The sequence below is a fragment of the Haloglomus irregulare genome (genome assembly GCF_007421925.1).
Classification (GTDB): domain Archaea; phylum Halobacteriota; class Halobacteria; order Halobacteriales; family Haloarculaceae; genus Haloglomus; species Haloglomus irregulare.
Genome location: NZ_QMDX01000009.1, coordinates 50,920 through 76,295 on the forward strand (window position 1 = coordinate 50,920; position 25,376 = coordinate 76,295).

Genomic DNA, 25,376 nt, shown 5'->3' on the forward strand with positions numbered 1-25,376 from the left:
ACCGGACCGGGGCCGCGGTCACTCGGCCGCGGTCGCCGAGCCCTCGTCGGGGTCGAAGCCGAAGCGGCGGGCGATCTCGCGCTCGACGGTCTCGGCGTACGTCCCCAACACGCCGTCGAGCTTCTCCTCGTCCACGACGACACCCGTCACGCGGTCGGCGGGGTCCTCGGGCAGCTCCAGCCGGAACCGGCCAGCCCCCTCGTAGAACGGTTCGGACTCGTTGAGCACCTGCTGGTCGATGGCGTGGACCAGCTTGGAGTCGAAGCGGTCGTTCATCCGGTCGAACGCGTTCTTGTACGCCTGCTGGAGGTCGGTGAGGTAGTCGACGTACTTCGCCTCGGCGAACCGGTCGGCGTCGAACTCGGGCATACGTGGTCGTGGGCCGCCGGCGGGTAAAACCGGTCGGGTGTCGGGCCCCGCGACCGCCGTCGTGTCGCGGGCCCGTCGATGGCGGCCCCGCGGGCGGCTGGGGCCGACGGAGAGCCGGCGGCGCTCGCACCAGTGCCGCGACCCGCCGGAACCGCCCGGCGTGTCGTGTGTCGTCCGCGGCGGTCAGTCCGAGGTCGCGGGGTCACCGCCCGTCGCGGGCTCCTCGTACGGGAGCTCCAGCAGCCGGGAGCCACACGCCTGGCAGTTCGCGGCGACGACCTCGTGGGAGCGACAGCAGGACTCGACGGTCTCGCGGCCGGCCACCACGGGCCCGCCGCAGTCCGGGCACTCGTCGATGAAGATGCGGAGCCCGCCGAGCAGCTGTGACCGGGCCCCGATACCGAGGTCGTCCCACCCGTCGACCCAGTCCGGGAGGGTCCGGGCGGCGCCGAGGTCGGCGACCAGCGCGGCCCGGGACTCCCACTGCCCGGCGCGGCGCCCCTCGTAGAACGCGACGAACGCGCCGCCGTGCTCCTCGAAGCGGACCTCGTCGGGGTTCAGGTCCAGCTGGGCAGCGAGCTCGTCGCGCTCGGCCCCCTCCTCGCGGATGGCGGCCATCCGCTCGCGCCAGGTCCCCCGGAACCCGGGTGCCAGGCAGAGGTCGTCCTCGTCGACACAGGGCTCGACGACGCCGGCCTGCACCAGCACCGCCTCGGGGTTCACCTGCCCCTCCGACTCCGACCCGGGGGCCCCGTCCTCGGCGGCCGCGTCGCCCAGCCCGCTCGCGGCCGCCGGCCCCTTGTCGAACGTCGCGAGCAGCCAGTCCGGGAAGTAGCGCTTCGTCAGTGCGGGGGTCCCCGGGACGAGGTAGCCCCGGAGCCAGATGCTCAGTGCGCCCGCGACCAGCACGACGCCGGCGGCCGCGACCGCGCCGGTGCCGGGGGCGACCAGCGTCCACCAGCCGGCGCCGACGACCGCCGCCAGCCCGATGGCGATGGCACTGTTGGCGACGGTACAGGGGACACAGCGGTTCTCGCCGGTGTACTCCGGCTGGCGGACCCGTTCGACGAGTGACATACGGGGAGCTACGCGTCCGGCGGCATATGATTGCTGTCCCGTGCGGACGGCCGGCGGGCTCAGTCGTCGGCACTCGACGGGGCTGTCGAGCTCGGTCGCGGTGGCTCGAACTCCGGCAGCGCGGCCTCGATCTCCTCGCGCTCGCCTTCCAGCCGCTCGGGCAGGGTGAGCCGCTCGCCCAGCGACTCGACGGGTTCGTCGGCGTCGAAGCCCGGACCCATCGTGGCGAACTCGAACAGCACCCCCTCCGGTTCGCGGGCGTATATCGCCTTGAAGTACTTCCGGTCGATGATTTCCGTGGCGTCCAGCCCGACGTCGGCGAGGGCCTCCTGTGTCGCGCGCTGTTCGGCCTCGTCGGCCATCCGGAAGGCGACGTGGTGGACCGTGCCGACGCCCATCCGGCCCTGCGGGGCGTCCGTCTCGACGAGGTCGACCCAGGTCCCGGGCCCCTCGGCGCCGGTGTCGTAGCGGGTGGCGTCGCCGTCCGTCGCGACCCGCTCGTAGCCGATGGCGGTCAGCACCTCGGCCGTGACCGACGGGTCCTCGAGCGCGAGCGTGACGCCCGCGAAGGCGACGAGCTGGTGCTCGGCCGGGACCGGCGAATCGGCCCACGGCGTGCCGGGGCGCTCGGCGTCGGTCGGGACGAGCTCCAGCCCGATGCCGTCCGGGTCCGCAAAGCGGAGCCGCTCCTCCCCGAACACCGTCACGCGCTCGGCGTCGACGGAGTGGTCGGCGAGCCGGTCGGCCCAGTAGTCCAGCGAGCCCGTCGGGACCGCGTACGCCGTGTACTGGGTCTGTCCGGCGCCGAACTCCCCGGGACGGCCCTCGTCGGTCCACGGGAAGAAGGTGATATTGGTGCCGGGCGTCCCCTCGCCGTCACCGAAGTAGAGGTGGTAGGTATGGGTGTCGTCGTGGTTGACCGTCCGCTTGACCAGCCGGAGCCCGAGCGTCTCGATGTAGAACGTCGCGTTGCGCGTCGGGTCCCCACTGATCGCTGTCACGTGGTGGATTCCGTCCGTTTCGACCATACCTCCGTTACGGTCTCCAGCGGGATATACTCCCGCGTACGCGCGTGTCCGCGGGTGACACGGGCGTTACCGGGAATCCGAGGATACCGAGAGCCGCCGGCCGGTGCGGGCCAGGATAACGGCGATACTGTCGCCCTGTCCCCCGAGAATCGGGGCTGGATCGGAAAGGACGCCCGTATTCGGAGAAGCATCGCTATCTCTCGGCTACCACGCTCGTTCCAGTACGGCCTCAATGTCGTCGGCCGTGGGGTCGTACCCCGCCGGCCGGTTCGGCATGAAGCCGTCGTCGACGACCGCCTGCGCGATGGCCGGGAGGTCCTCGCGGGGGATGGCGGTGTCGCGGAGCCGATCCGGGAGCCCGAGCGCGTCACGGATGTCGGCGACGGCCTCGACGACGGCCGTGGCGGTCGCCTCGGGGCCGCCCCCATCGACGCCGAGCGCCTCGGCGAGCTCGTCGCGTCGGCCGTCGACGGTGTCGAAGACGTCGGCGACGGCGTGGGGCGCGATGACGCCGTGGGCGGCGCCCTGCTGGACCTCGTAGCCGCGTGCGAGCCCGTGGCCGAACGCGTGGATGACCGACAGCGTCGTCCCCTCGGCGCGGGAGGCGCCGTACTGGACGAGGATGGTCCCGACGATGGCGTCGTGGAGCGTGTCGGCGTCGCGGTCGCCGGCGCCGAGCGCGGGGAGCCCCCGCGAGAGCAGCCGCAGCCCCCGGAGCGCGGTGCCGTCCGTGACCGGCGTCCCGTTCCGGGCGTAGACCGTCTCCAGGCCCTTATCGAAGCCGTTCATCGCGGAGGCACAGAGGACGCCGCCCGGTGTGGTCCGGAACAGGGCGGGGTCGTAGACCAGTGCCGCGGGCATCAGCCGCCCGTCGAACACGCCGCCCCGGAGCGTCTCGCCGTCGCGCTCGCCGGTGATGCCGGCCACGACCGAGAGGTCGGCGCCCGCGAGCGTCGTCGGGACGGCGACGATGGGCGGGAGGTCACCGCCGGAGATGGGGACGGTGCCGGCCCGTTCGAGATCGTTCAGCGCCGACTCGTAGGACTGGCCGCTGGCCACGAGCGCGCTGGCGACCTTCGCCACGTCCAGGCTGCTCCCGCCGCCCAGCGCGACGAACGCGTCGGCCGACTCCGCCTCGAAGGCCGCGGCCGCGTCGGCGGCCTGCTCGATGCGTTTCTCCGGGGTGGTCCCCGCGAAGACGCCGGCCAGCCGGTCGCCCAGCCCCGCCCGGACCGGGTCGACGACGGCGTCGGTCGTCCCGACGGTCTCGCCGGCGACCACGAGCGCCCGTCCGGCGCCGACGGCCGCCAGCTCCCGCTCTAAGTCCGCCACGCGGTCCTCGCCGTAGACGACGGTCCCGGGCTCGTAGTCGAACCGGAACCCCTCGTCGGTCATGGCTCCCCTCGCGTCGCCGTGTCGGCGGTGTTCGTATCCATAGGTGTTGCTTCTCGCGGCGGCGGCTTCAAACCAGCCGTCGTGTCCGGGGGGGCACCCGTCGCCCCGCTTCTACCCCCGGTGTCCGACGGCCGCAGCGTTTTGCGTGGGGCGCACCCGCCCTCGATCGATGGCGACGGTCCACGTCCTGCTGACGCTCGCCGGACTCGGGGTGATGGCCGTCGGGTTCCTGCTCGGGCGGGTCGGCGACCGCACGCGGAAGCGCCACAGTCGGCTGGCGACGGCGCTGCCGGCGCTGGGCGGCCGCACGATGACCCGTGGTCCCGTCGAGCTCCGCGGGACGGTCGTGCCGGCGCCGGACGCCCTGGAGCGGGCCGTCGAGCCGGGCCCGGACGGCTGCTTCACCGCGCCCGTCGGGGGCCACGACGACGCCGTCCTGACGGCCTGGCGGGCGGTCGAGGGCCCGTCCGGAACCGAGCTGGTCGGCTCCCGCCGCGTCGCCACCGGCTTCCGGTCGGTGCCGTTCTACGTCGACGACGGCGGCGAGCGCGTGCTGGTCGACCCCGGCACGCTCGCGACCCGCGATTTCCGGTTCGACAGCGAACTCGGCAGCCCGACCGCCACCGTCCGGACGGGCCGGGCCATCGTCGATGTCGGCCCGTTCCGCGACGAGGCGTACGTGCCGGACCGCGGCGCCGCGGCGCCGGCGCTGCGCGAGTGGGTCCAGGACTCCATCCACCTCCGCGCGGGCGACGGCTTCGACGACCGGCGCTACGAGGAGACGAGCCTCCGGGCCGGCGACGAGGTGTACGTCCTCGGGCACGCCCGCCGGGACACGGGTCGGGCCGGCGGCTCCTCGGAGCTGCTCGACGGGGGTGCCGACGAGCGCTTCCCCGCCGCGGACGCGGTCGTCACGCATCCGGTCGACGGCAGCCGGATGCTGGTCTCGACCCGGGGGAGGCGGGCGCTACTGGCCGAGAGCGCCGACGGCACCCGGATCTACCTCGCCGGCGCCGCGGTCGTGCTCGGCGGGCTAGCGCTGGCCGTCACTGCCCCCCGGTTCGTGCCCCAGCGGGCGTGCGAGCGGTCCGCACGCGACGAGCGGAGGCTTATACCGCTCCGTCGCCAACAGATGTGTATGAGCGACACCAGGACTGCGACGTTCGCCGGCGGCTGCTTCTGGTGCATCGAGGCGGCGATGAAGGAGCTCGACGGCGTCCACGCCGCCGAGTCGGGCTACACGGGCGGGCACACCGAGGACCCGGGCTACCGGGCGGTCTGCTCCGGGAGCACGGGCCACGCCGAGGCCGTCCAGGTCGAGTACGACCCCGAAACCATCGGTTACGGCGAGTTGCTGGAGGTCTTCTTCTCCATCCACGACCCGACGACGGTGGACCGCGAGGGGCCCGACGTCGGCTCGCAGTACCGCTCGGCGGTCTACTACCACGACGAGGACCAGCAGGAACTCGTCGAGGGGTTCATCGAGGCCCTGGAGGCCGAGGGCGTCTACGAGGGCATCGTCACGGAGGTCGAGCCCCTGGGCGAGTGGTATCGCGCGGGGGAGAAACATCAGGACTACTTCGAGAAGAACTCGAACCAGCCCTACTGCGCCGCGCAGGTCCGGCCGAAGGTGGAGAAGGTCCGCGAGAAGTTCACCGAGAAGGTCCGGGCCGATGGGGGGCTCCCGCAGGAGGAGTCGCTGGCCGACCGCGTCCGCCGGCTGTTCCGGTAGGCTCGCCCGGCGTCGCCCGACGACCCAAGACCTATACCGGAAAACTCCGATTCCTCGCCCATGTCCGCCCTCGGGGTCCTCCGTCGGTTGCGGCGTGAGCGGCCGCGCTGGACCGCGCTGGCGGTCGGCACGCTGACGATACTGCTGGCGTGGCCCGCGGTCGACTGGTGGCTCCGGGGCATCGGGGTCGCCCCGCAGTTCCGCTTCTGGGATTTCGGCGCGTACGGCAACGCCGTGGCCGCCTGGGAGGCCGGCGAGCCGCTCTACACCCGGAACGAGAACGGCGGCTTCCACACGAGCTTCCTCTACCCACCGTTCTCGGTGTTGCTGTTCTCCCCGTTCATCGAGCTGTTCGAGCCCGACGTGACCCGCATCGCCTGGAGCGTCGCCACGGTCGGGTTCCTCTGGCTCGGGCTGCAGGCCCTGGTCGCGGCGCTCGGCCGGTCGCTCTCCCTCCCCGAGCGGGCGGTCGGCCTGGTCGCGCTGCTCGGCTTCCAGCCGCTCCTGCTCGGGGTGAAGATGGGCCAGACCGTCGGCCTCACGGCGGGCCTGCTCTCCGTTGCCGGCGCCGGCGTCGTCCATGACTCCCAGGGCGACCGGTTCGCCGGCGCCTGGGGGACCGTTGCCGGCGTCGCGACCGCCGCGGTCGGGCTGCTGAAACTCCCCTTCGCCCCGGCCGGCGCGCACCTGTTGCGGAGCCGCCGGCGCTTTGCCGCCGCCGTCGGCACCGGCGTCGCCCTGCTGGCCGTCTCGCTCGCCGTCTTCGGCCTCGACACCCACCGACTCTACATCGACGTGCTCGCGTGGGGTGTCGAGTCCGGCGGGAGCGCCCGCAACCCGGCGCTCTGGCTCCCGCCGTACTACCGGCCGCTCTACTGGCTCCCCGGCCCCGTGCTGCTTCGTGTCGCGGCCAGTGCCGTTATCGCGGTCTACGCCGCCCTCGCGACGGGCGCCGACCGCGAGACCTTCGCGCTCGGGGTCGCCGCCATCCCACTGCTGGCGCCGCTGGCGTACGCCTACTACTTCGCCGCCGTCCTCCCCGCCGTGGTGGTCCTCCTCGCGGTGGAGTTCGACCACCCCCGCGGTCGGCCCGCGCTCCCCCTCGTCGGCCTCCTCCTGCTGCATGCCCACAGCTACGGCCTGAAGTTCGTCGTCGACGTCGTGCCGGCCGTCCTCCCGGCGTTCACCGCGCTCCGGCCGGCCTACCCCCTGCTCCAGCCCGGGCTCTGGGGGAACGTCCTGCTGGTCGGGCTGGCCGCGGTCCGGGTGGCCGAGCGGGTGGCGACGCCGGACTGGGTCGACGCGCAGCTGACGGGGCTCCGGTCCGAGGAGAACGAGATCGAGGCGGACTGAATAACCGTCGGAGTGGCCGTATCCCCTCAGAAGCGGCTGTGTCCGAATCAATCACCACCGAACGGAACGAATCGTGGGAATATCATCTATCGTAGCCTATCCCCCTAACACTGCTACTCCGACAGGGACTACGAACCGGTAGGATTGCCCTCAAAACACCTATCCGAGATAAAGGAGCGGGAGTACGACCGGTTTCAGTATCCCCGGTCCGACCGCGGAAGGGTTCGCACCCAGTAGTTTCCGCGCGAGCGCCGTTCTTCGAGTTCTGGATGTTGTGTGGCGATGGCTGTTGTAGCCCGAACACCCACACCGTATAGAAGAACAGCTCTAACTCGCCGGATCGTATCTGTGGTCGACTCTCTTCCTCGAAGATGGCCGATTTATTCGATTATGCTGTGTTTTACCACGCTCTCAGTCCCCGAACGGGCCGAGCCCGCCCATCCCGCCACCGCCACCGCCGCCCTGCATCTGCTTCATCATCCGCTGCATGTCACCGTCGCCCATCCCCTGGAACTGCTTGAGCATCCGGGCCATCATCTTGTGCTGCTCCAGCAGTTCGCGGACGGTCTCCTCGCCCTGGCCGGAGCCGCGGGCGATGCGCTCGACCTGGGACTTGCCGACCGAGCGGGGGTTCCGGAGTTCGTCCTCGGTCATCGCGTCCATCACGACCTCGAAGTTCCGCATCCGGTCCTGGGTGACGTCCATCGCGTCGTCGGGGAGCTGGTCCATCAGCCCGCCGCCCAGCCCCGGAATCATGTCCATCACCTGGTCGAGCGGCCCCATCTTGTTCATCGCGTTCATCTGCTTGCGCATGTCGTGGAGGGTGAACTCCCCGTCCATCAGGTCCTCCGGGTCCCAGTCGTCGTCCTCCGCCCCGGTCTCCTCCATCGCGCGCTCGACGCGCTCGGTCAGCTGTTTGAGGTCGCCCATCCCGAGCAGCCGGGAGATGAACCCCGACGGCTCGAACCGCTCGATGTCCTGGACCTCCTCGCCGGTCCCGAGGAAGGCGATGGTGGAGTTCGTCTGGTCGACCGCCGCGAGCGCGCCGCCACCCTTCGCCGTCCCGTCCAGCTTCGTGATGGCGACGCCGTCGATGCCGACCGCGTCGCCGAACGCCTTCGCCTGGTCCTTGGCGCCCTGACCGATGGCGGCGTCCAGAACCAGCAGGTTGTGGTCGGGGTCCACCTCGGCCTCGATCTCCTCTAGCTCGTCGACCAGCTCCTCGTTCAGTCCGGAGCGACCCGAGGTGTCGACGATGCGGACGTCCGCGTCCTGGGTCCGTTCGAGCCCCTCGCGGGCGATCTCGACGGGGTCGTCCTCGTCGGGGTCGCCGTAGAAGTCGACCTCGGCGCGCTCGGTCATCTGCTTGGCCTGGTCGTAGGCGCCCGGCCGGAAGGTGTCCGTCTGGATGACCGCGGGACGGAGCCCCTTCTTCGAGAACCACCACGCCATCTTCGCCGCCGTCGTCGTCTTCCCCGACCCCTGGAGGCCGGCGAGAACGATGGTCTGTGGTTCGAGGGGGATCTCCGTCGAGTCGCCGACCAACTCGACGAGTTCCTCGTAGACGATGCGGAGGATGTGGTCGCGTGCCGTCGTCCCGGCGGGCGGCTCCTCCTCCAGCGCGCGGGCCTTGATATCGTCGGACAGCTCCTGGACGAGGGAGATGTCGACATCGGCCTGGATGAGCGCCCGCTGGATCTCCTTGACGATCTCCTCGACGTCCTCCTCGCTCAGTCGGGACTGGCCCCGGAGCTTCTCCAGGGAACCGCGCAGCGAGGAGCCGAGATCATCGAGTACCATTTACAGGCGGTTAACGGTGGGGAGGCTAAACGCTTTCCGTGGGTCCGTCAGCCGCCGCCCGGCGCGGAGTCCGCCCCGTCCGGGTCGACATCGGTCCTGACGCCGCCGTTCGTCGCGTCCGGGTCGACGTCCTCGTCGACGGGCGGGTCGTCCGTCGACTCCTCCTCGGCGGCCGCCACGTCGTCGTGGTCGGCCTCGATGGGCTGGCTCGGCGCCTCCGCGTCGTCGGTGTGGTCGTCCTCCGCGGGGGCGCTCGCCTCGGCCGTGTCCGCTTCGGACTCGGCCTCGCCATCGGTGTCCGGGGCGAGGTCCTCGGCCGATTGCCCGTGGCGGGCGACGCGCTCTGAGACGAGCAGCTTCCGCTTCCGGTCGAGCGACCCCCAGTCGAGCGCCTCGGGCGGGTCCGCCTCGAAGGCGTCGTACTGGTCGATGACGCGCTGGTTTGCGTGGCGGTCGAACTCGTCGCAGGCATCGCAGGTCCGCGTCAGATGCGACACGTCGTACGTGCGAGTGACGGTGCCCTCCATGCAGTTCAGACAGCGGTACGTTCGAGAGACTGGCACTACATCCTCATTAGGGCCCGAGCCGCTAATACCTGCGGGCCAATCGACGCGGGTGCGGGACCGAGCCGGTGACGGTCACGTTACCGCGACGTTTCGCTACTATGTGGGATTCCTCCGGGCTACGCGCCACGTATCCGGCGGAACGGCTCGTTCGCCCAACAGTGGGCCGAACGGGGTCGGACCCGGCGCGGGGCGACCGTTGAAGTCCGGCCGGCGCGACCGGCGGGTATGGACGAGCCGACCGACGCGGAGCTGGTCGCCCGGGCCCGGGCGGTCTGCGACCGGGCGTACGCCCCGTACTCCGGCTACGACGTGGGCGCGGCGCTGCTGACGAGCGACGGCGCCGTCTTCGCGGGCTGCAACGTCGAGATGGTCACCTTCACCAACACCATCCACGCCGAGAGCGCGGCGCTCGGCGCGGCCGTGGCCGCGGGTCACCGGTCGTTCGAGACCGTCGCCGTCTCCTCCGGCGCGCGCGACGGCGTCACACCCTGCGGGCTCTGCCGGCAGACGCTGGCGGAGCTCTGCGACGACGACCTCCGCGTGCTCTGCGACACCGGCGACGGCACCGAGGAGTGGACGCTGGGGGAGCTACTGCCGGGCGCGATGTCCGGCAACGAGGTCGACAGGGCGGGGTAGCCCCGTCTCGACCCGGTCAACCGCCGGAGCCGGTCCCGACCGCCCGGAGGAGGCCGCGACGGGGGATGCCGTCTCGCATGCTCGGGGGCGCGACACACGCCCGGAACCGTCCCTGGAACCCGTCAGAACGGGCCGTCGGGGTCTTAGGCCGACCGCGGACAGGCGTTCGCGTAGCCGCGCTCACACAGCAGTCGCCGGGCGATGCGTTCCGGCGCGTCGCGGTAGTCGGTACGGCAGACCACACAGGAGTGGTGGGCGGTGGCCGACATGGCATCACTCGATACGGTCGGGACCGTGTTACCCGTTCTCGAACGCTGGGGCAACTCGGTTACACGTGAGTAAGCGGCCGACCGGACACGGCTGTGGGCGGTACGGACCTCGCCTTTCCCCGGCCCCGTCAGGTCGGCGATGCGAGTGCGGAGCAGAGCGACGAACGAGCGCGGTGGGATTCGAACCCACGACCGTCGGATTAGAAGTCCGATGCTCTATCCGGGCTGAGCTACGCGCCCTGGTCGGTGAGAGGGCCGCCCGGCGCAAAAGCGGTGCGGGTCGGACCCCGGCGGGGCCACCGAAGGAGTGACCTTTGTCCGTCCCTACTAGCCAATAATGGCAACGCAGGACGTCGACCCGCTGGATGTCGAGCGCGTTCGCGCGGATTTCCCCATCCTAGAACGCGATATCGACGGCCAGCCACTGGTCTACCTCGACAACGCGGCTACTTCACAGACCCCCGAGCGGGTTATCGACGCCATCTCGGAGTACTACCGGTCGTACAACGCCAACGTCCACCGTGGCATCCACCAGCTCTCCCAGGAGTCGAGCATCGCGTACGAGGATGCACACGACCGTATCGCCGAGTTCATCGGCGCCGACGGCCGGGAGGAGATCGCCTTCACGCTGAACACGACGCAGGCGATGAACACGGTCGCCTACGCCTGGGGTCTGAACGAACTCGGCCCCGGCGACGAGGTCGTGCTCACCGAGATGGAGCACCACGCCTCGCTGGTCACCTGGCAGCAGATCGCCAAGCGGACCGGCGCCGACTGCAAGTACATCCCCATCACCGACGACGGCTACCTCGACATGGAGGCCGCCGCCGAGCTCATCACCGACGACACGCAGATGGTGTCGGTGGTCCACGTCTCGAACACGCTGGGGACGATCAACCCCGTCGCGGAGCTCGCTGATATCGCCCACGACCACGACGCGTACATCTACGTCGACGGGGCCCAGTCGGTCCCGCACAAGCCGATCGACGTGAAGGCGATGGACTGTGACTTCTTTGCCTTCTCCGGCCACAAGATGTGTGGCCCCACGGGCACCGGCGCGATGTACGGCAAGCGCCACATCCTCGAGGAGATGCAGCCGTACCTCTACGGCGGCGAGATGATCCTGAAGGTCGACTTCGATGAGGCGAGCTGGAACGAGCTCCCCTGGAAGTTCGAGGCCGGCACGCAGAACATCGCCGGCGGCATCGCGCTGGCGGAGGCGTGTGACTACCTCGACGACATCGGCCTCGAGCGGATCCAGCGCCACGAGCAGCAGCTCACGGAGTACGCCTACGACCGACTCACCGAGCACGAGGACGTGGAGGTGTACGGCCCGCCGGGCGACGACCGTGCCGGCCTCGTGGCGTTCAATATCGCCGGCGCCCACGCTCACGACCTCTCGTCCATCCTCAACGACTTCGCCGTCGCGGTCCGGGCCGGCGACCACTGTACCCAGCCCCTCCACGACGTGCTCGGGGCCAGCGCCTCCGCGCGGGCGTCGTTCTACCTCTACAACACTCGCGAGGAGGTCGATATGCTGGTCGAAGCCGTCGACGAGGCGCGCCAGCTGTTCGCCTGAGCGACAGCTCAGCCCCGCCGTCGCGTCATCGTTCCGGGGTGCTCGTGTGCCCACGTCAGCGAACTTATACCGATGCCTGCCGAACCCCGAGTCATGCGTGTCACGCTGTCGGACGAGGCGCGCCGGCTCGTCGCCCTGTTCGAGGACGAGACCGGCGTCGCGGCTCGGGACTGTCTGGTCGACGACGAGTTCGACCGCGTGGTGTTCGTGGTGCCGGCCGGCGAGATGGGCCAGGCCATCGGCCCGGACGGCCGGCACGTCAAGCGGATGGAGGACCGGCTCGACCGGGACGTGGAGCTGGTCGAGCACGCCGACCGCCCGGAGGGGTTCGTGGCGAACGCGCTCGCCCCGGCGGCGGTTTACAACGTCACCGTCAGCGAGAACGGGGACCGCGTCGCGTACGCGGAGGTCGACGCCGCGGACCGCGGCGTCGCCATCGGCACGGACGGCCGGACCATCGGTCGGGCTCGCGAACTGGCCCGGCGCCACTTCGACCTCGACGACGTGGAGCTGACCTGACCGGCCGCGAACGGGCGCGTCGCCCGGTGAATCCGGGTTGCTCGCGCGCGCCGGCGGAGTGGTGGTTCGACGGCCAAACCCCTGTGCATGACCGGTTCGGACGGCACCCGCCGATCCGATACCCGCTTCGTCCAGATTTGGGCCGTATTTCTGGACGGACAACGCCCTTAAATTCGTAATACCCGTCCCAATTCCGGACTCACGTCCACTCCGACGACGAATATATCCATTTCGTAAACGATAGCGCTTATGCAGGCCAGGTTCATCTGGATAATCCGTGATGGAGTGGACCAGCGTTCAGTGGAATAGAGAATCAGTGCACGAACGGAATGCGGAATCGCGTGGTGCTGCCCGTTCCCGCGAGGGGGTGGACGTATGGGTCTGATCCGGATGACGAAGTACCGGACGCTGCTGCTCGCGACGATCGGGTTCAACTTCTCCTTCCTCATCTGGTTCTCGTTCGCGCCGTTCACGGGGCCGATGGCGGAGGAGTTCGGCCTCTCGCTCGCCGAGATCGGTATCCTGGCGAGCGCGGCCATCTGGCTCGCCCCGTTCGGCCGCATCCTGACGGGGTGGCTCTCGGACAAGTTCGGTGCGCCGACGGTGTTCGCCATCGTCCTGGGGTACGTCGGGGTGTTCTCGATGGCATCGGCGTTCGCCCAGTCGTACACGGTGTTCTTCATCGAGCGGCTCATCGTCGCGACGGCCGGCATCACCTTCGTCATCGGCATCCAGCACGTCTCCGAGTGGTTCGAGGAGGGCGAACTCGGGACCGCCGAGGGGGTCTACGCCGGCATCGGGAACGCCGGCGCCGCGGGCGGAGCGCTCATCCTGCCGCGGGTGTTCCCGACCGGCTGGAGCGGGCCGCTGTTCTCGACGAACTGGCGGGCCGCCTTCTTCTACACCGGCGTCGTCTCGATCGGGCTGGCGGTCGTCTACTACACGTTCGGCGAGGCCGCCAAGTCCGAAGCCAAGCGCGAGGCGACGAAGCAGAACGCCGGCTTCAAGGACTGGCTCTACACCGCCACCCGCTACGGGACGGTCGTGCTCGCGCTGGCGTACGTGATGACGTTCGGCCTGGAGCTGTCGATGAACGGCTGGCTGGCGACCTACTACCGGGAGGGATTCAACACGCAGAACCTCACGCTGGCGGCGACCTTCGCGGCGACGTTCTCGGTGGCCGCGGGGCTGCTGCGACCCATCGGTGGCTACGTCAGCGACCGGGTCGCCCGCAACGAGACGAACATCCTCCCCGTGTTCCAGGGGCACTACCGCGAGCAGTGGACGTTCGTGGCGCTGTGCTTCGTCGTCCTGACGATGTTCGGGATGACGCTCGCCGGACTCACCGGGCAGGTACTGCTGGCGGTCGGCGCGGGCTTCCTCGTCGGGATGGGCTGTGCGTTCGCCGAGGGGGCCATCTTCGCGCAGGTGCCGGCAATGTTCCCCGATAGCTCCGGCGCCGTGGCGGGCGTCGTCGGCGGCGTCGGCACGGTCGGGGGTATCGTCTACCCCCTGGTCTACGCCGCGCCGTTCCTGGCCAACCTCCACATCGGCTACGCTATCGTGGGCGCGTCGATGATCCCGATCGTCCTGCTGACGGCGTGGGTGTTCCAGCCACGCATCGCCAGCGTCGCCGACGAGGCGGGCTTCGTCGGGAGCGACCCGTCCTCCCCGCCCGCGTCGAGCGACGACTGACGCCGAGCGGCTCCACGGCGGACTCACGGCCCGTTTTCGCGGAACGCTGAAGTACAGGGGGCGCCGTGGTGACATAATGGAATCGGGCATCACGGTGCTCTGCGTCGACGCCGGCCCCACGGCCGAGGCGACGGGGCTGGCGCTGGAGATGCGCACCGACGGGGTCGAGGTGCTGGACGCCTCGAACCCCCGGGTGGCGACGGCGACGCTGGACCGCGAGCCGGTCGACGTCCTCGTGTTCGAGCCGGGGGTGGGACAGGACGACGACTGGGACGAGGCCCTGCAGACCGCCGCCGATGGCGGGGCGACGGTCCTGACGTTCAGTGCCGGTCGCCCGGCCATCGCCGACCGCCCGGAGGTGGCGGGGCACGTCGACAAGGCCCAGCCCGACCAGTTCGAGCGGCTGGCCGACCGGGTGCTGGAGGCCATCCAGGCCGACGAGACCGACTACCCGCTCGCCGAGGAGGAGGCCCGCGCGGTCGCGGCCGACCAGTACGGGATGGCGCCGCTACTGGCCCGGGGGAGCCTCCAGCGGCTCTGTCGGCTGGCCGCCGAGACTATCGGCGTCTCCGCGGCGCTGGTCGGGCTCATCGACCGCACCCGCTACCAGGCGCTCGCGGCCTACGGCACGCCCGACACGACCCAGCCCCGGCGCGAGAGCATCTGCGCCCGGACGTTCCTCGACCCCGGCGTGGTCTGCCTCCCGGACCTCCACGACCACGAGTGGCGGTAGTACGCGCCCGACGAGGGCTTCCGGTGGTACGCCCGCGCCCGCCTGGTCGCCCCGGACGGCCACCCCATCGGGACGCTCGCGGTCTACGACGAGGACCGGACGGCTCCGCTCTCCGAGGGCGAGGAGTGGCGGCTCTCGGCGCTCGCCGACGAGGCGATGGAACAGCTGGAACTCCGCCGGCTGGTCGCCCGGCCGCAGGACCCCGACGTCTCCATCTCCACGGCCGACGAGGTCCGCGAGCCCTGAGCCGGACCCCGCGAAACCGGCGGTAGCGCCGCCGAGCCCCGGCCCGTGAGCCAGTCACGGGGTTCGCAACGAAAAGGGACTCTTAAGTCCCTCCGTCGTGAACAGCCATGCACTATGGCGAACGGCAAGTACGCCGCGCGCAAGCTGAAGAAGGACCGCCAGAAGCACCGGTGGTCCGACTCGGACTACGCACGGCGGGCACGCGGGCTGGGCAAGAAGTCCGACCCGCTCGAAGGCGCCCCACAGGGTCGTGGTATCGTACTGGAGAAGGTCGGCATCGAGGCCAAGCAGCCGAACTCGGCCATCCGGAAGTGCGTCCGGGTCCAGCTCATCAAGAACGGGAAGCAGGTCACCGCGTTCTGTCCCGGTGACGGTGCTATCTCCTTCATCGACGAGCACGACGAGGTCACCATCGCCGGCATCGGCGGCGCGAAGGGCCGCGCGATGGGCGACCTCTCCGGTGTCAACTACAAGGTTGAGAAGGTGAACGGCGTCTCCATGATCGAACTCGTGCGTGGGAACGCGGAGAAGCCGGTCCGATGAGCGCCGAGCAACCGGACCCCGACGCGCCCGCCTCCACCGATGACGAGCGCGTCTCCGCGCTGCTGTTCGAGCGCTACTCCGTCGACGACATCGAGTACGACGACCCCTCGACGCGACGCTACATCACGGTCACGCCCGTTGCCCACACGATGGGCCGGCACGCGAACAAGCAGTTCAAGAAGTCCGAGATCTCCATCGTCGAGCGGCTGATCAACCGCCTGATGCAGACCGACGAGAACACGGGCAAGAAGCAGCAGGCCACGCGCATCGTCCGCGAGGCGTTCGCCACTATCGAGAACCGGACCGACGAGAACCCGGTCCAGACCCTGGTCACGGCCGTCGAGAACAGCGGCCCCCGCGAGGAGACCGTCCGCCTGAAGTACGGCGGCATCTCCGTTCCCAAGGCCGTCGACGTGGCCCCGCAGCGCCGCGTCGACCAAGCCCTGAAGTTCATCGCCCAGGGCGTCAAGCAGAACTCCTACAAGACGAAGACGACGGCCGCCGAGGCGCTCGCCCAGCAGCTCATCGGTGCCGCCGACTACGACCTGCAGACCTACGCCATCTCCCAGAAGGAGGAGAAGGAACGCGTCGCGGCTGCAGCTCGGTAATCCGGCGTATATTCTTCCTGTTTTCGGTATAATCGTCTAGACGCACTATCATTGGACAATATGGCTGGAGAACGGTGTAATATCCGTGGCGGCGACGGCTACGACGAGAACCTGCCGAAAGCCCCACCCTGTTGCCTGTCCCGTCGAGCATTCGCACCTGGTGGTTCCGGCGGGCCAGGGTACCCCCACACCTCCCCGCGCGAGCGCCGGGAGCCTCGACCCCCTCGCGCTGCTCGGGGTCTCGGCAGTGAGGCGCTCGCGCGCTTCCTGCACTCGGAACCGGCCGGCCGACCAACCGCTCTCCGGCCGGGAGCGCGTGCCGGGGGACTCCGTCCCCCGTACCCTGCGGCGCAGTCGTTCGAGACGGCGAAGCCGTCTCGCGATGACGAGAGACGCTCCGCGTCCTTCGAACCACCGCGGGAACCCGGGGAAGGGCAGGGGCGCCGCGGGCCTCCACAAGCCGTGTGCCTGGCGGAATCGAAGGTGAGCCGAGCGCAGCGAGGCCCCCGAGTCGAGAGCGCGAGGGCTTCGTAGCCGTCCCCGCCGCTGTCGTCGCCCCGGACACCAACCGTCCCCGACATCCTCCCGCACCAGTTCAACCACAGGGCTTTCACCGAACCGCACCAACGTTCGCGTATGAGCGGCGCACGCAAGCCCGACTGGCTGAAGATGCGGCCGCCGTCGGGCGAGCGGTTCACCGAGATCAAGGAGACGCTGCGGGAGCACGACCTCCACACGGTCTGCGAGGAGGCCTCCTGCCCGAACCTGGGCGACTGCTGGTCCGGGCGGAACGGCCCCGGCACGGCGACGTTCATGCTGCTGGGGGACCGCTGTTCGCGGGGGTGTAACTTCTGTGACGTCCAGACGGGCGGCATGGAGCCGCCGGACCCGGACGAACCCGAGCAGGTGGCCGACGCGGTTGCCGAAATCGGGCTGGACTACGTCGTCCTCACGTCGGTCGACCGGGACGACCTGCCCGACCAGGGTGCGGGGCACTTCGCCGACACCATCCGGGCCATCAAGGACCGGGACCCCTCCATCCTGGTGGAGGCGCTGACGCCGGACTTCCAGGGTGAGCCCGAACTCGTGGCGACGGTCGCGGAGGCGGGCGCGGACGTGCTGGCGCACAACGTCGAGACGGTCGCCCGGCTCCAGTGGCCGGTCCGGGACCGGCGGGCGGGCTACGAGCAGTCCCTGTCGGTGCTGGAGCAGTACGCCCGCGAGTCGGGCGCGTACGTCAAGACGAGCCTGATGCTCGGCGTGGGCGAGTACGACCACGAGGTGTACCGCACCCTGGGCGACCTGCGGGAGGTGGGGACGGATATCGTCACGTTCGGGCAGTACCTCCAGCCCTCGCGGTCGCATCTGGAGGTGTTCGACTACGTCCACCCCGACAAGTTCGAGGTCTGGCGCGAGGTGGCCGAGCGGGAGTTCGATTTCAGCTACTGCGCCTCGGGGCCGATGGTCCGGTCGTCGTTCAAGGCCGGCGAGTTCTTCGTCGAGGCGGTCGAGCGGGAGGGCCGGACCGTCGAGGACGCGCGAGCCGAGGCCCGCGCCCGCGGGGACTGACACCGGCGGTGCCGACGCGGACACCGACACGCGCCGGCCCTCGCCACCGCCCGTCGCCCGACGACGGCCCCCGTCGGGGATTCGACGTCCGCACGCCGGGCGCCGGCCAACCCGTCATACCCGGCAGTTGATACCGGACGGGGCGACCGTCCGTCCGTTTCGGGCAAATCTTACGTAAACTATACGGCACCGGCGGCGGCAGTCGGAGGTATGTCGTACCGCAGGGTGAGACACTCATGAGCACGTTACAGCGGGACCCGCACGAGCAGGTCCAGATCCTCGACGAGGACGGGCACGTCCTCGACGGCGCCGCGGTTCCCGATGTCCCCGACGAGGACCTCGTCGGGATGTACCGGGATATGAAACTGGCACGCCACTTCGACCAGCGCGCGGTCAGCCTCCAGCGCCAGGGGCGGATGGGGACGTATCCGCCGCTCTCCGGGCAGGAGGGGGCCCAGGTCGGCTCCGCGTACGCCCTCGACCAGGGGGACTGGGTGGTGCCGTCCTACCGGGAGCACGCCGTCGCCCTGGTGCGAGGCCAGAGCCTGAGCGGGACGCTCCGCTACTGGATGGGCGACGAGCGGGGCAACCGGCTCGAGGACTGCAACATCTTCCCCGTGGCGGTCCCCATCGCGACGCAGATCCCCCACGCGACCGGAATGGCCTGGGCCTCCCGGCTGCAGGGCGCCGACGAGGCGTTCATCTGCTACTTCGGTGACGGCGCCACCTCGGAGGGTGACTTCCACGAGGGGCTCAACTTCGCCGGCGTCTTCGACGCCCCGGCGGTGTTCTTCTGCAACAACAACCAGTGGGCCATCTCCGTCCCCCGGGAACGCCAGACCCGGTCGGAGACGCTCTCGCAGAAAGCCATCGCCTACGGCTTCGAGGGCGTCCAGGTCGACGGGATGGACCCGCTCGCGGTCTACAAGGTGACTCGCGAGGCCGTCGAGAAGGCAAAGGACCCGGACGAGGACGAGCTCCGACCGACGCTCATCGAGGCGGTCCAGTACCGCTTCGGCGCGCACACGACGGCCGACGACCCCTCGGTCTACCGCGACGAGGACGAGGTCGAGCGATGGAAGGCCAAAGACCCCATCCCGCGGCTGGAGACCTTCCTGCGGGAGCAGGGGCTGCTCGACGACGAGCGGGCGGCCGGGATCCAGCAGGCGGTCGAGGAACGGGTGGCCGACGCCATCGAGGCAGCCGAGACCGTCGAGCGGCCCGACCTCGAGGAGATGTTCGAGCACGTCTACGCCGACCAACCCAGGCGGCTGCAGGAGCAGGTCGCGTACCTCCAGCGGGTACGGGAAACGCACGGCGACGAGGAACTCCTGGAATGAGCACGCAAGACACGAAGACGGCAGGCGACACGCAGAACCTCACCCTCGTACAGGCCGTCCGGGACGGGCTGTACGGCGAGATGGAGCGGGACGACTCGGTGTTGGTGATGGGCGAGGACGTCGGCAAGAACGGCGGCGTCTTCCGCGCCACCCAGGGCCTCTACGACGAGTTCGGCGAGGAGCGGGTCGTCGACACGCCGCTCGCGGAGGCCGGCATCGTCGGCACCGCGGTCGGGATGGCGGCCTACGGGATGCGCCCCGTGCCGGAGATGCAGTTCATGGGGTTCATCTACCCCGCGTTCGACCAGATCATCTCCCACGCCGCCCGCATGCGGACGCGGTCGCGCGGACGCTACACCTGTCCGATGGTCGTCCGGGCGCCGTACGGTGGCGGCATCCGCGCCCCGGAGCACCACTCCGAGTCAAAGGAGACGTTCTTCGTCCACGAGCCGGGGCTGAAGGTGGTCATCCCCTCGACCCCGTACGACACGAAGGGGCTGCTGGCCTCGGCCATCCGCGACCCGGACCCCGTCGTCTTCCTGGAGCCGAAGCTCATCTACCGGGCGTTCCGCGAGGAGGTGCCCGACGAGACGTACACGGTTCCGCTCGGCGAGGCCGCGGTCCGCCGGGAGGGTGCCGACGTCTCCGTCTACACCTGGGGGGCGATGACCCGGCCGACGATGGAGGCCGCCGAAGCCCTCGCCGACGAGGGCATCGACTGCGAGGTGGTCGACCTCCGGACGCTGTCGCCGATGGACACGGAGACGGTACTGGAGTCGTTCAAGAAGACCGGCCGTGCGGTCGTCGTCCACGAGGCACCAAAGACCGGCGGCCTGGCCGGCGAGATCACGGCCACCATCCAGGAGGAGGCGCTGCTGTATCAGGAGGCACCGGTCAATCGCGTCACCGGGTTCGACGTCCCGTTCCCGCTGTACGCGCTGGAGGACTACTACCTGCCCGAGGCGGCCCGCATCGCCGACGGCATCCGCGAGACGGCGGAGTTCTGACATGGTCCGCGAGTTCAAGCTCCCCGACGTGGGCGAGGGGCTGACCGAGGCAGAGATCGTCAGTTGGCTGGTCGAGGTCGGTGACGCCGTGAGTGAGGACCAGCCCGTCGCCGAGGTGGAGACTGATAAGGCGGTCGTGGAGGTGCCCGCGCCGGTCAACGGGACCGTCCGGGAAATCCTCGCCGAGGAGGGGGAGATGGTCCCCGTCGGTGAGGTCATCATCACGTTCGATGTCGAGGGCGAACCCGTCGAACCCGCCGACGAGGGTGAGTCCGAGCCAGCCGACCCCGGCGACGCCGACCCGGCCGCCTCCGAGGCGAGCGGGCCGGCGGCGAGCACAGACGGCGAATCCGACGGCGAGGTTTCCGCCAAGGGCGGCCGCGTGTTCGCCGCGCCCTCCGCCCGGCGGCTGGCCCGCGAACTGGGCGTCGACATCGAGACGGTCCCGGGGAGCGGCCCCGGCGGCCGCGTCACCGAGGGCGACGTGCGGGCGGCCGCCGAGTCCGGCGGCGAACCGGCCGGCACGGAGACGGCCGACGAGGAACCGGAGCCCGCGGTCCGGTCGGCCACCCGGAAGGTGACCGACGAGGCCGAGAGCGAGGCCGACGCCAAGCCCGCGCCCGCCGACGCACACCCGGGCGGCGCTCCCGAGGCCGCCGGCCGCGACCGGACGCTCGCCGCGCCGGCGACCCGGCAGGTCGCCCAGGAGGAGGGTATCGATATCAACGACGTGCCGACCGACGAGATCCGCGACGGCGAGCCGTTCGTCGACGCCGAGCAGGTCCGGTCCTACGCCGAGGCCCAGCGCGTCGCCCAGGAGGCCGACGCGGCGGCCGTCCGGCAGGAGTCGGCGGCCGTCGACGCGACTGCCGAGACCCCGCCCGACACCGAAACGACGGCCGAGGGGGAGGTCGAACGGCGACCCTACCGCGGCATCCGCCGGACCATCGGGAAGGCGATGGAGAACTCGAAGTACACCGCGCCCCACGTCACCCACCACGACACGGTCGTCGTCGAGGACCTCGTGGACACCCGGGCCCGGCTCAAGCCGAAGGCGGAGGAGCGGGGCATCAAGCTGACCTACATGCCGTTCGTGGTGAAGGCCATCGTGGCGGCGCTGAAGGAGCATCCGATTCTCAACTCGCAGCTGAACGAGGACGAAGAGGAGATCCTCGTCAAGCGCTACCACAACATCGGCATCGCCGTCGCCACGGACGCGGGCCTGATGGTCCCCGTCGTGAAGGACGCCGACGGGAAGGGCATGCTCACCATCGCCAGCGAGGTGAACGAGCTCGCGGCGAAGGCCCGGGACCGCTCCATCAGCCGCGAGGAGATGCAGGGCGGTACCTTCTCCATCACCAACTTCGGTGCCATCGGCGGCGAGTACGCCACGCCCATCATCAACTACCCCGAGACGGGCATCCTCGGGCTGGGCGAACTGAAGCAGCGCCCCGTCGTGGAGGACGGCGAGGTCGTCGCGAAGTGGACCCTCCCCATCTCGCTGTCCATCGACCACCGCGTCATCGACGGCGCGGACGCGGCGCAGTTCGCGAACACGCTGATGGAGTACCTGTCGAATCCGGAGCTGCTGTTGCTGGAATAGCGCTTCTCTGGTTTCGAGTTCTCGTCGGTTGGGTCGGCGGACAAGCTCTAATACTCGCTGTCATCGGACGGTACCCATGGACTCCCGCGAGTGGAGGGACGGGACGGCCTCTCGACGCCGGTTTCTCGGATGGGCCGGCGTGGCGAGCACCTGCGTGACTGCCGGATGTCCATCGCAGGGGAAGCTCTGTGCCAACAGGGGGAACATCAAGGCCTTCCTCGTCGACGAGGCGCCGAATCCAGCGCAGGGCCAGGCGTACGAAGACCAACCCGAGGTGGTGCAGCAGTACGCCCGTCGAGCCATCGAACAGAACGCGACCGAGGACGACCCGATAGCCGAGCAGCTTTCCATACAGGAGACGAGAGAGTACACCAACTCAGTGGACTCTCCGATATACGTCGAACGCCGCGGCGAAACCGTCCGTATTAGCCTCGGGGTACCCTGCTGACCGGTCCACGTTCATCAGAAGTGTTCGAGTACCGGCCCTGTCGGCAGGCTTCCAGACGGCGTCCCGCTGCACGGCGAAGTGAACCGTTGGATTTCCCCTTCATTGCATACCGCACGAGCGAAGCGAGCGCGGTTTCACCGGCCGGAGCGCCCGTAGGACGCGGAGGCCGACTCTTTTGCTGAACGTTTTTTGCGGCGAGTGGCTCTCCGCAGCGCGAGCGAAGCGAGCGCGAGGAAGCCCGAGCCGGAAAAAAGCTCGAGTCTCAGGCCCGCAGCCGCTCGACACGCTTCTCCATCGGCGGGTGGGTCGCGAACAGCCGTGCGAGCAGACCGCGCTCGGCGTTGAGGATACAGAGTGCGTTCATGCTGTCATCGAGTTCGGATTCGCCGCCCTCGGCGGCGCGGGAGATCTTCTCCAGCGCGCGGGCCAGCGGGTCACCCCTGCCGATCGCCTCGCGAGCGTCCGCGTCGGCGACGTACTCCCGGTAGCGGGAGATGGCGAGCACGAACACCATCACGAGCGCGTTCGCCAGCGAGGAGGCGATCATCGCCACGATGACGCTCCCGATGTTGCGCTCCCCGCCCATCAGCACCGCGAAGTAGGCGACGTAGCCGACGATCATCCCGATCGACTGGCCGATGACCATCGTCACGACGTCGCGGTTCTTGATGTGGGCCAGCTCGTGGGCGATGACGCCCTCCAGCTCGTCGCGGTCGAGCAGGGCGACCAGCTCCTCGCTCACGCAGACCACGCCGGCGCCCTTCCGGCCGACGGCGAAGGCGTTGGGGACGCCCATCTGCATCTTCATCACCGTGGGCTCGGGGACGTCCATCTCGCGGGCCAGGTCCAGCGTCATCTTCCGGACGTCGCCGTAGCGACCGGTCGTCCCCCTGGGGATCTCCTCTGCCTTCCGGGTCGCCAGCCACTTGCCCAGTTTGTACTGGAGCGCCGGTACGACGAGGATACCCACGGCCAACACCGGAACGAGCGGCAGGCCGAGCATCGCCGCGGCGAAGGTGCCAGCCGCCAGGTAGAACGCGAACAGGATCGCCCCGACGACGACCATCCGCGCCTGTAGTCCGAAGTCGGTCATACGGAAACGGATAGGGCGTCGTCGGATATAAGCGGTGCGGCCCGGGCTCGGAGAGATGTCGTCGAAACCCGGCGTTCGTGGCTTCTGATTCGACTGTTGAATGAACGACCGGTGTTTATCGACTAATACCTGGTGCTGTTACGCGGAATGCCGAATCAGGCGGAAAAATCGCTCAGAGGTCGGCACGCCGGAACACGGCGTATCCGACGACCGCCGAGACCGCGAGCCAGACCAGCAGGTAGGCCAGCACGGCGGCGTCGGTGAGGTAGAACGGGATGCCCTCCTCGGTGAGCCGCTGTGCGTAGATCTGCTGGACGATGCCCGCGCGGCGGGAGAGCTGGATACCGCCGGTGACGCTGGCGCGGGCGAGCGCGGTCGACTCGGCGCTGAGCGCCGCGACCAGCGAACTGTACGCGCCGAGCGGGTTGAGGAGCTTGAGCGTCAGCGACGCCTTCACGGTGGTCGCGGGCTCCCAGCTCAGGGCGTCCGAGAGCCGGCCGACGATGGGGTCGGCCGCCCGGTTCCAGAACACGAGCAGGAACAGGTACGACCCGACGGAGCCGACGACGGCGCGGCGGCCGGTGCTGGCGGCGGCGGAGATGCCAACCGAGAGCGCGACGAACACCAGCCCCAACAGTGCCGTCAGCGCGGTGAACGCGACGTAGTTCAACGGCGCCAGCGCGACGGAGGTGAGCGGGAAGACCAGCATCGAGAGGAGCAGCCCGCCGACGGCCGGGACCGCGACCACGCCGCCGCGGCCCAGCAGCTTCCCGAGCACCACGTCCCGGCGCGAGTGGGGCAGCGAGAGCAGGAGTTTCAGCGTCCCGCTCGCCCGCTCGCCGATGACGGCGCTGTACGAGGCGACCACGGCGACGATGGGCACCAGCAGCGTCACGCCCGATGAGAGCGTCCGGAGGAAGGCATCGGAGTCGACCGGGTCGCCGCCCTGCTGGCCTCCGGACTGGGCACTGGCCTGTGCGGCCTGCGAGACCTGGTCCGCGAAGAAGTACGCGCCGAAGACGAACAGCGCGACGAACACCGCCGAGACGAGGAGCACTCCCCGCGAGCGGATGGCGTCCTCGAAGTCCTTCCGTGCGACGACGAGAGCGGAGTTCACCGCGACTCACCCCCGTCGTCGTCGGTGTCCGTGTCGGCCCGCCGGTCGCCGCTCCCGCCCCCCGTGTAGGCGGTGAACAGGTCCTCCAGTGAGGTCTCGCGGGTCTCGAAGTCGGCCACCTCGACACCGGCCGACTCCAGCGCGTCGAGGACGGCGGTCTTGCGCACGTCGCCGCCGAGGGTGACCGTTACCTGGTCGCCCGCGGCCCGGACCTCCGAGACGCCGCCCAGCTCCCGGACGGCGTCGAGCGCCGCGGCCGACGGGTCGCCGCCGACGGCGATCTCCAGGACCGACTCGGCGCCGCTGGCCTCGCGCAGCCCCGCCACGGAGTCGACCGCGATCATCTCGCCGTCGCGGATGATGCCGACGCGGTCACAGACCGCCTCCACCTGGCCCAGGATATGCGAGGAGAAGAAGACGGTCGCGCCCCGGGCGGCCTCCTCGCGGACCACCTCACGCATCCGCCGGGCCCCGTTCGGGTCCAGCCCCGTCGAGGGCTCGTCCAGCACCAGCAGGTCCGGCTCGCCGACCAGGGCCATCGCGAGGACGAGTCGCTGTTGCATCCCGCGCGAGTAGTCGCCGGCCGGCCGGCCCCCGTCGCCGGTCAGCCCGACCCGCTCCAGCAGTTCGTCGGGGTCCTGGTCGGCCGCCTTGGAGTCGACGGCGAACTCCAGGTGCTTGCGGCCCGAGAGCCGGCCGTAGACGCCGAACCCCTCCGGGAGGACGCCGACGCGGTCCCGGATGGGCGCGCTCTCCTCCCGACGGATGGGGTCGCCGAGCAGCCGCACCTCCCCCGCGTCCGGCTGGACGAAGTCCAGCAGCACGTTGATCGCCGTGGATTTGCCCGCCCCGTTCGGCCCGAGGAACCCGAACACCTCGCCCTCGTCGACCGTCAGCGACAGGTCATCGAGGGCCGTGACGGCCCCGTATCGCTTGCTGACGCCGTCCAGTTCGATGGCGGCCATATACCCCGACTGTGCCCCCCTCACCCAAAAGGTTCCACACTCGCTGCGTGGTGTGATAACGTGCCGAGAGCCGAACCGAGTGGGGG

At 70.0% G+C, this 25,376-nt stretch carries 24 protein-coding genes and 1 tRNA gene; 14 read left to right on the forward strand and 11 right to left on the reverse strand.

The features are described from left to right. Window positions 1–18 precede the first annotated feature (18 nt). The 4 genes from DP107_RS13390 to DP107_RS13405 form a co-directional block, all read right to left on the reverse strand. A complete protein-coding gene (locus tag DP107_RS13390; RefSeq protein ID WP_144262657.1) occupies window positions 19–369 on the reverse strand; it encodes a DUF5783 family protein in 351 nt (116 codons plus the stop codon). A gap of 183 nt (window positions 370–552) precedes the next feature. Next, window positions 553–1,446 (reverse strand): hypothetical protein, encoded by an 894-nt coding sequence (locus DP107_RS13395; protein WP_144262658.1) that lies wholly within the window; start codon window positions 1,444–1,446, stop codon window positions 553–555. A gap of 59 nt (window positions 1,447–1,505) precedes the next feature. Beyond that, window positions 1,506–2,474, reverse strand: coding sequence for a ring-cleaving dioxygenase (locus tag DP107_RS13400; protein WP_144262659.1), 969 nt, complete (start codon window positions 2,472–2,474; stop codon window positions 1,506–1,508). Between the two features lie 204 nt (window positions 2,475–2,678). Continuing rightward, window positions 2,679–3,869 (reverse strand): iron-containing alcohol dehydrogenase family protein, encoded by a 1,191-nt coding sequence (locus DP107_RS13405; RefSeq protein WP_144262660.1) that lies wholly within the window; start codon window positions 3,867–3,869, stop codon window positions 2,679–2,681. Between the two features lie 1,138 nt (window positions 3,870–5,007). Between DP107_RS13405 and msrA the strand changes: the two genes are divergently transcribed. Both msrA and DP107_RS13415 read left to right on the forward strand, forming a co-directional pair. Then, on the forward strand, window positions 5,008–5,601 hold the full coding sequence (msrA, locus tag DP107_RS13410; RefSeq protein WP_144262744.1) for a peptide-methionine (S)-S-oxide reductase MsrA: 594 nt from the start codon (window positions 5,008–5,010) through the stop codon (window positions 5,599–5,601). Window positions 5,602–5,661: 60 nt separating this feature from the next. After that, window positions 5,662–6,954 (forward strand): glycosyltransferase family 87 protein, encoded by a 1,293-nt coding sequence (locus DP107_RS13415; RefSeq protein ID WP_144262661.1) that lies wholly within the window; start codon window positions 5,662–5,664, stop codon window positions 6,952–6,954. Between the two features lie 411 nt (window positions 6,955–7,365). Here DP107_RS13415 and DP107_RS13420 read toward each other — a convergent pair whose 3' ends face one another. Further along, a complete protein-coding gene (locus DP107_RS13420) occupies window positions 7,366–8,754 on the reverse strand; it encodes a signal recognition particle protein Srp54 (protein WP_144262662.1) in 1,389 nt (462 codons plus the stop codon). Between the two features lie 47 nt (window positions 8,755–8,801). Next, window positions 8,802–9,317: a hypothetical protein gene (locus tag DP107_RS20130; RefSeq protein WP_185977310.1), complete on the reverse strand. Its 516-nt coding sequence runs from the start codon at window positions 9,315–9,317 to the stop codon at window positions 8,802–8,804. Window positions 9,318–9,545: 228 nt separating this feature from the next. Between DP107_RS20130 and cdd the strand changes: the two genes are divergently transcribed. After that, window positions 9,546–9,956 (forward strand): cytidine deaminase, encoded by a 411-nt coding sequence (cdd, locus tag DP107_RS13430; RefSeq protein ID WP_144262663.1) that lies wholly within the window; start codon window positions 9,546–9,548, stop codon window positions 9,954–9,956. 143 nt (window positions 9,957–10,099) lie between these two features. On the opposite strand, the gene DP107_RS21135 is transcribed toward cdd, so the two are convergent. Continuing rightward, entirely contained in the window at window positions 10,100–10,225 is a 126-nt protein-coding gene (locus DP107_RS21135) for a hypothetical protein (RefSeq protein WP_272949846.1), read from the reverse strand. Window positions 10,226–10,390: 165 nt separating this feature from the next. Beyond that, window positions 10,391–10,465: transfer RNA gene (locus DP107_RS13435), tRNA-Arg, on the reverse strand. 97 nt (window positions 10,466–10,562) lie between these two features. Between DP107_RS13435 and DP107_RS13440 the strand changes: the two genes are divergently transcribed. From DP107_RS13440 to DP107_RS13490, 11 genes are all read left to right on the forward strand, one after another. Next, complete coding sequence (locus tag DP107_RS13440; RefSeq protein WP_144262664.1) at window positions 10,563–11,804, forward strand: aminotransferase class V-fold PLP-dependent enzyme; 1,242 nt, start codon at window positions 10,563–10,565, stop codon at window positions 11,802–11,804. A gap of 93 nt (window positions 11,805–11,897) precedes the next feature. After that, window positions 11,898–12,323 carry a NusA-like transcription termination signal-binding factor gene (locus DP107_RS13445; RefSeq protein WP_144262665.1) on the forward strand — a complete coding sequence of 142 codons (426 nt, stop codon included), beginning with the start codon at window positions 11,898–11,900 and terminating at the stop codon, window positions 12,321–12,323. A gap of 375 nt (window positions 12,324–12,698) precedes the next feature. Further along, entirely contained in the window at window positions 12,699–14,018 is a 1,320-nt protein-coding gene (locus DP107_RS13450) for an MFS transporter (RefSeq protein ID WP_144262666.1), read from the forward strand. A gap of 76 nt (window positions 14,019–14,094) precedes the next feature. Continuing rightward, window positions 14,095–14,751 carry a hypothetical protein gene (locus DP107_RS13455; protein ID WP_144262667.1) on the forward strand — a complete coding sequence of 219 codons (657 nt, stop codon included), beginning with the start codon at window positions 14,095–14,097 and terminating at the stop codon, window positions 14,749–14,751. Window positions 14,752–15,111: 360 nt separating this feature from the next. Further along, a complete protein-coding gene (locus DP107_RS13460) occupies window positions 15,112–15,540 on the forward strand; it encodes a 30S ribosomal protein S12 (RefSeq protein ID WP_015410678.1) in 429 nt (142 codons plus the stop codon). Then, window positions 15,537–16,148 (forward strand): 30S ribosomal protein S7, encoded by a 612-nt coding sequence (locus tag DP107_RS13465; protein WP_144262668.1) that lies wholly within the window; start codon window positions 15,537–15,539, stop codon window positions 16,146–16,148. Before DP107_RS13460 ends, DP107_RS13465 begins: the two co-directional genes overlap by 4 nt. 579 nt (window positions 16,149–16,727) lie before the next feature. Next, window positions 16,728–17,717 carry a lipoyl synthase gene (lipA, locus tag DP107_RS13470; protein WP_272949848.1) on the forward strand — a complete coding sequence of 330 codons (990 nt, stop codon included), beginning with the start codon at window positions 16,728–16,730 and terminating at the stop codon, window positions 17,715–17,717. A 236-nt stretch (window positions 17,718–17,953) separates the two neighbouring features. After that, window positions 17,954–19,057: a pyruvate dehydrogenase (acetyl-transferring) E1 component subunit alpha gene (gene pdhA, locus DP107_RS13475; protein WP_144262670.1), complete on the forward strand. Its 1,104-nt coding sequence runs from the start codon at window positions 17,954–17,956 to the stop codon at window positions 19,055–19,057. Beyond that, window positions 19,054–20,064: an alpha-ketoacid dehydrogenase subunit beta gene (locus DP107_RS13480; protein WP_144262671.1), complete on the forward strand. Its 1,011-nt coding sequence runs from the start codon at window positions 19,054–19,056 to the stop codon at window positions 20,062–20,064. The genes pdhA and DP107_RS13480 overlap by 4 nt, the downstream gene beginning before the upstream one ends. A gap of 1 nt (window position 20,065) precedes the next feature. Next, window positions 20,066–21,667, forward strand: a complete 1,602-nt coding sequence (locus tag DP107_RS13485) for a 2-oxo acid dehydrogenase subunit E2 (protein ID WP_144262672.1) — start codon at window positions 20,066–20,068, stop codon at window positions 21,665–21,667. Between the two features lie 76 nt (window positions 21,668–21,743). Next, window positions 21,744–22,115, forward strand: coding sequence for a hypothetical protein (locus tag DP107_RS13490; RefSeq protein ID WP_144262673.1), 372 nt, complete (start codon window positions 21,744–21,746; stop codon window positions 22,113–22,115). Between the two features lie 262 nt (window positions 22,116–22,377). Here DP107_RS13490 and DP107_RS13495 read toward each other — a convergent pair whose 3' ends face one another. From DP107_RS13495 to DP107_RS13505, 3 genes are all read right to left on the reverse strand, one after another. Then, window positions 22,378–23,208, reverse strand: coding sequence for a M48 family metallopeptidase (locus tag DP107_RS13495; RefSeq protein WP_144262674.1), 831 nt, complete (start codon window positions 23,206–23,208; stop codon window positions 22,378–22,380). A 172-nt stretch (window positions 23,209–23,380) separates the two neighbouring features. After that, window positions 23,381–24,325 carry an ABC transporter permease subunit gene (locus DP107_RS13500; protein ID WP_144262675.1) on the reverse strand — a complete coding sequence of 315 codons (945 nt, stop codon included), beginning with the start codon at window positions 24,323–24,325 and terminating at the stop codon, window positions 23,381–23,383. After that, a complete protein-coding gene (locus tag DP107_RS13505) occupies window positions 24,322–25,290 on the reverse strand; it encodes an ABC transporter ATP-binding protein (protein WP_144262676.1) in 969 nt (322 codons plus the stop codon). The genes DP107_RS13500 and DP107_RS13505 overlap by 4 nt, the downstream gene beginning before the upstream one ends. Window positions 25,291–25,376 lie beyond the last annotated feature (86 nt).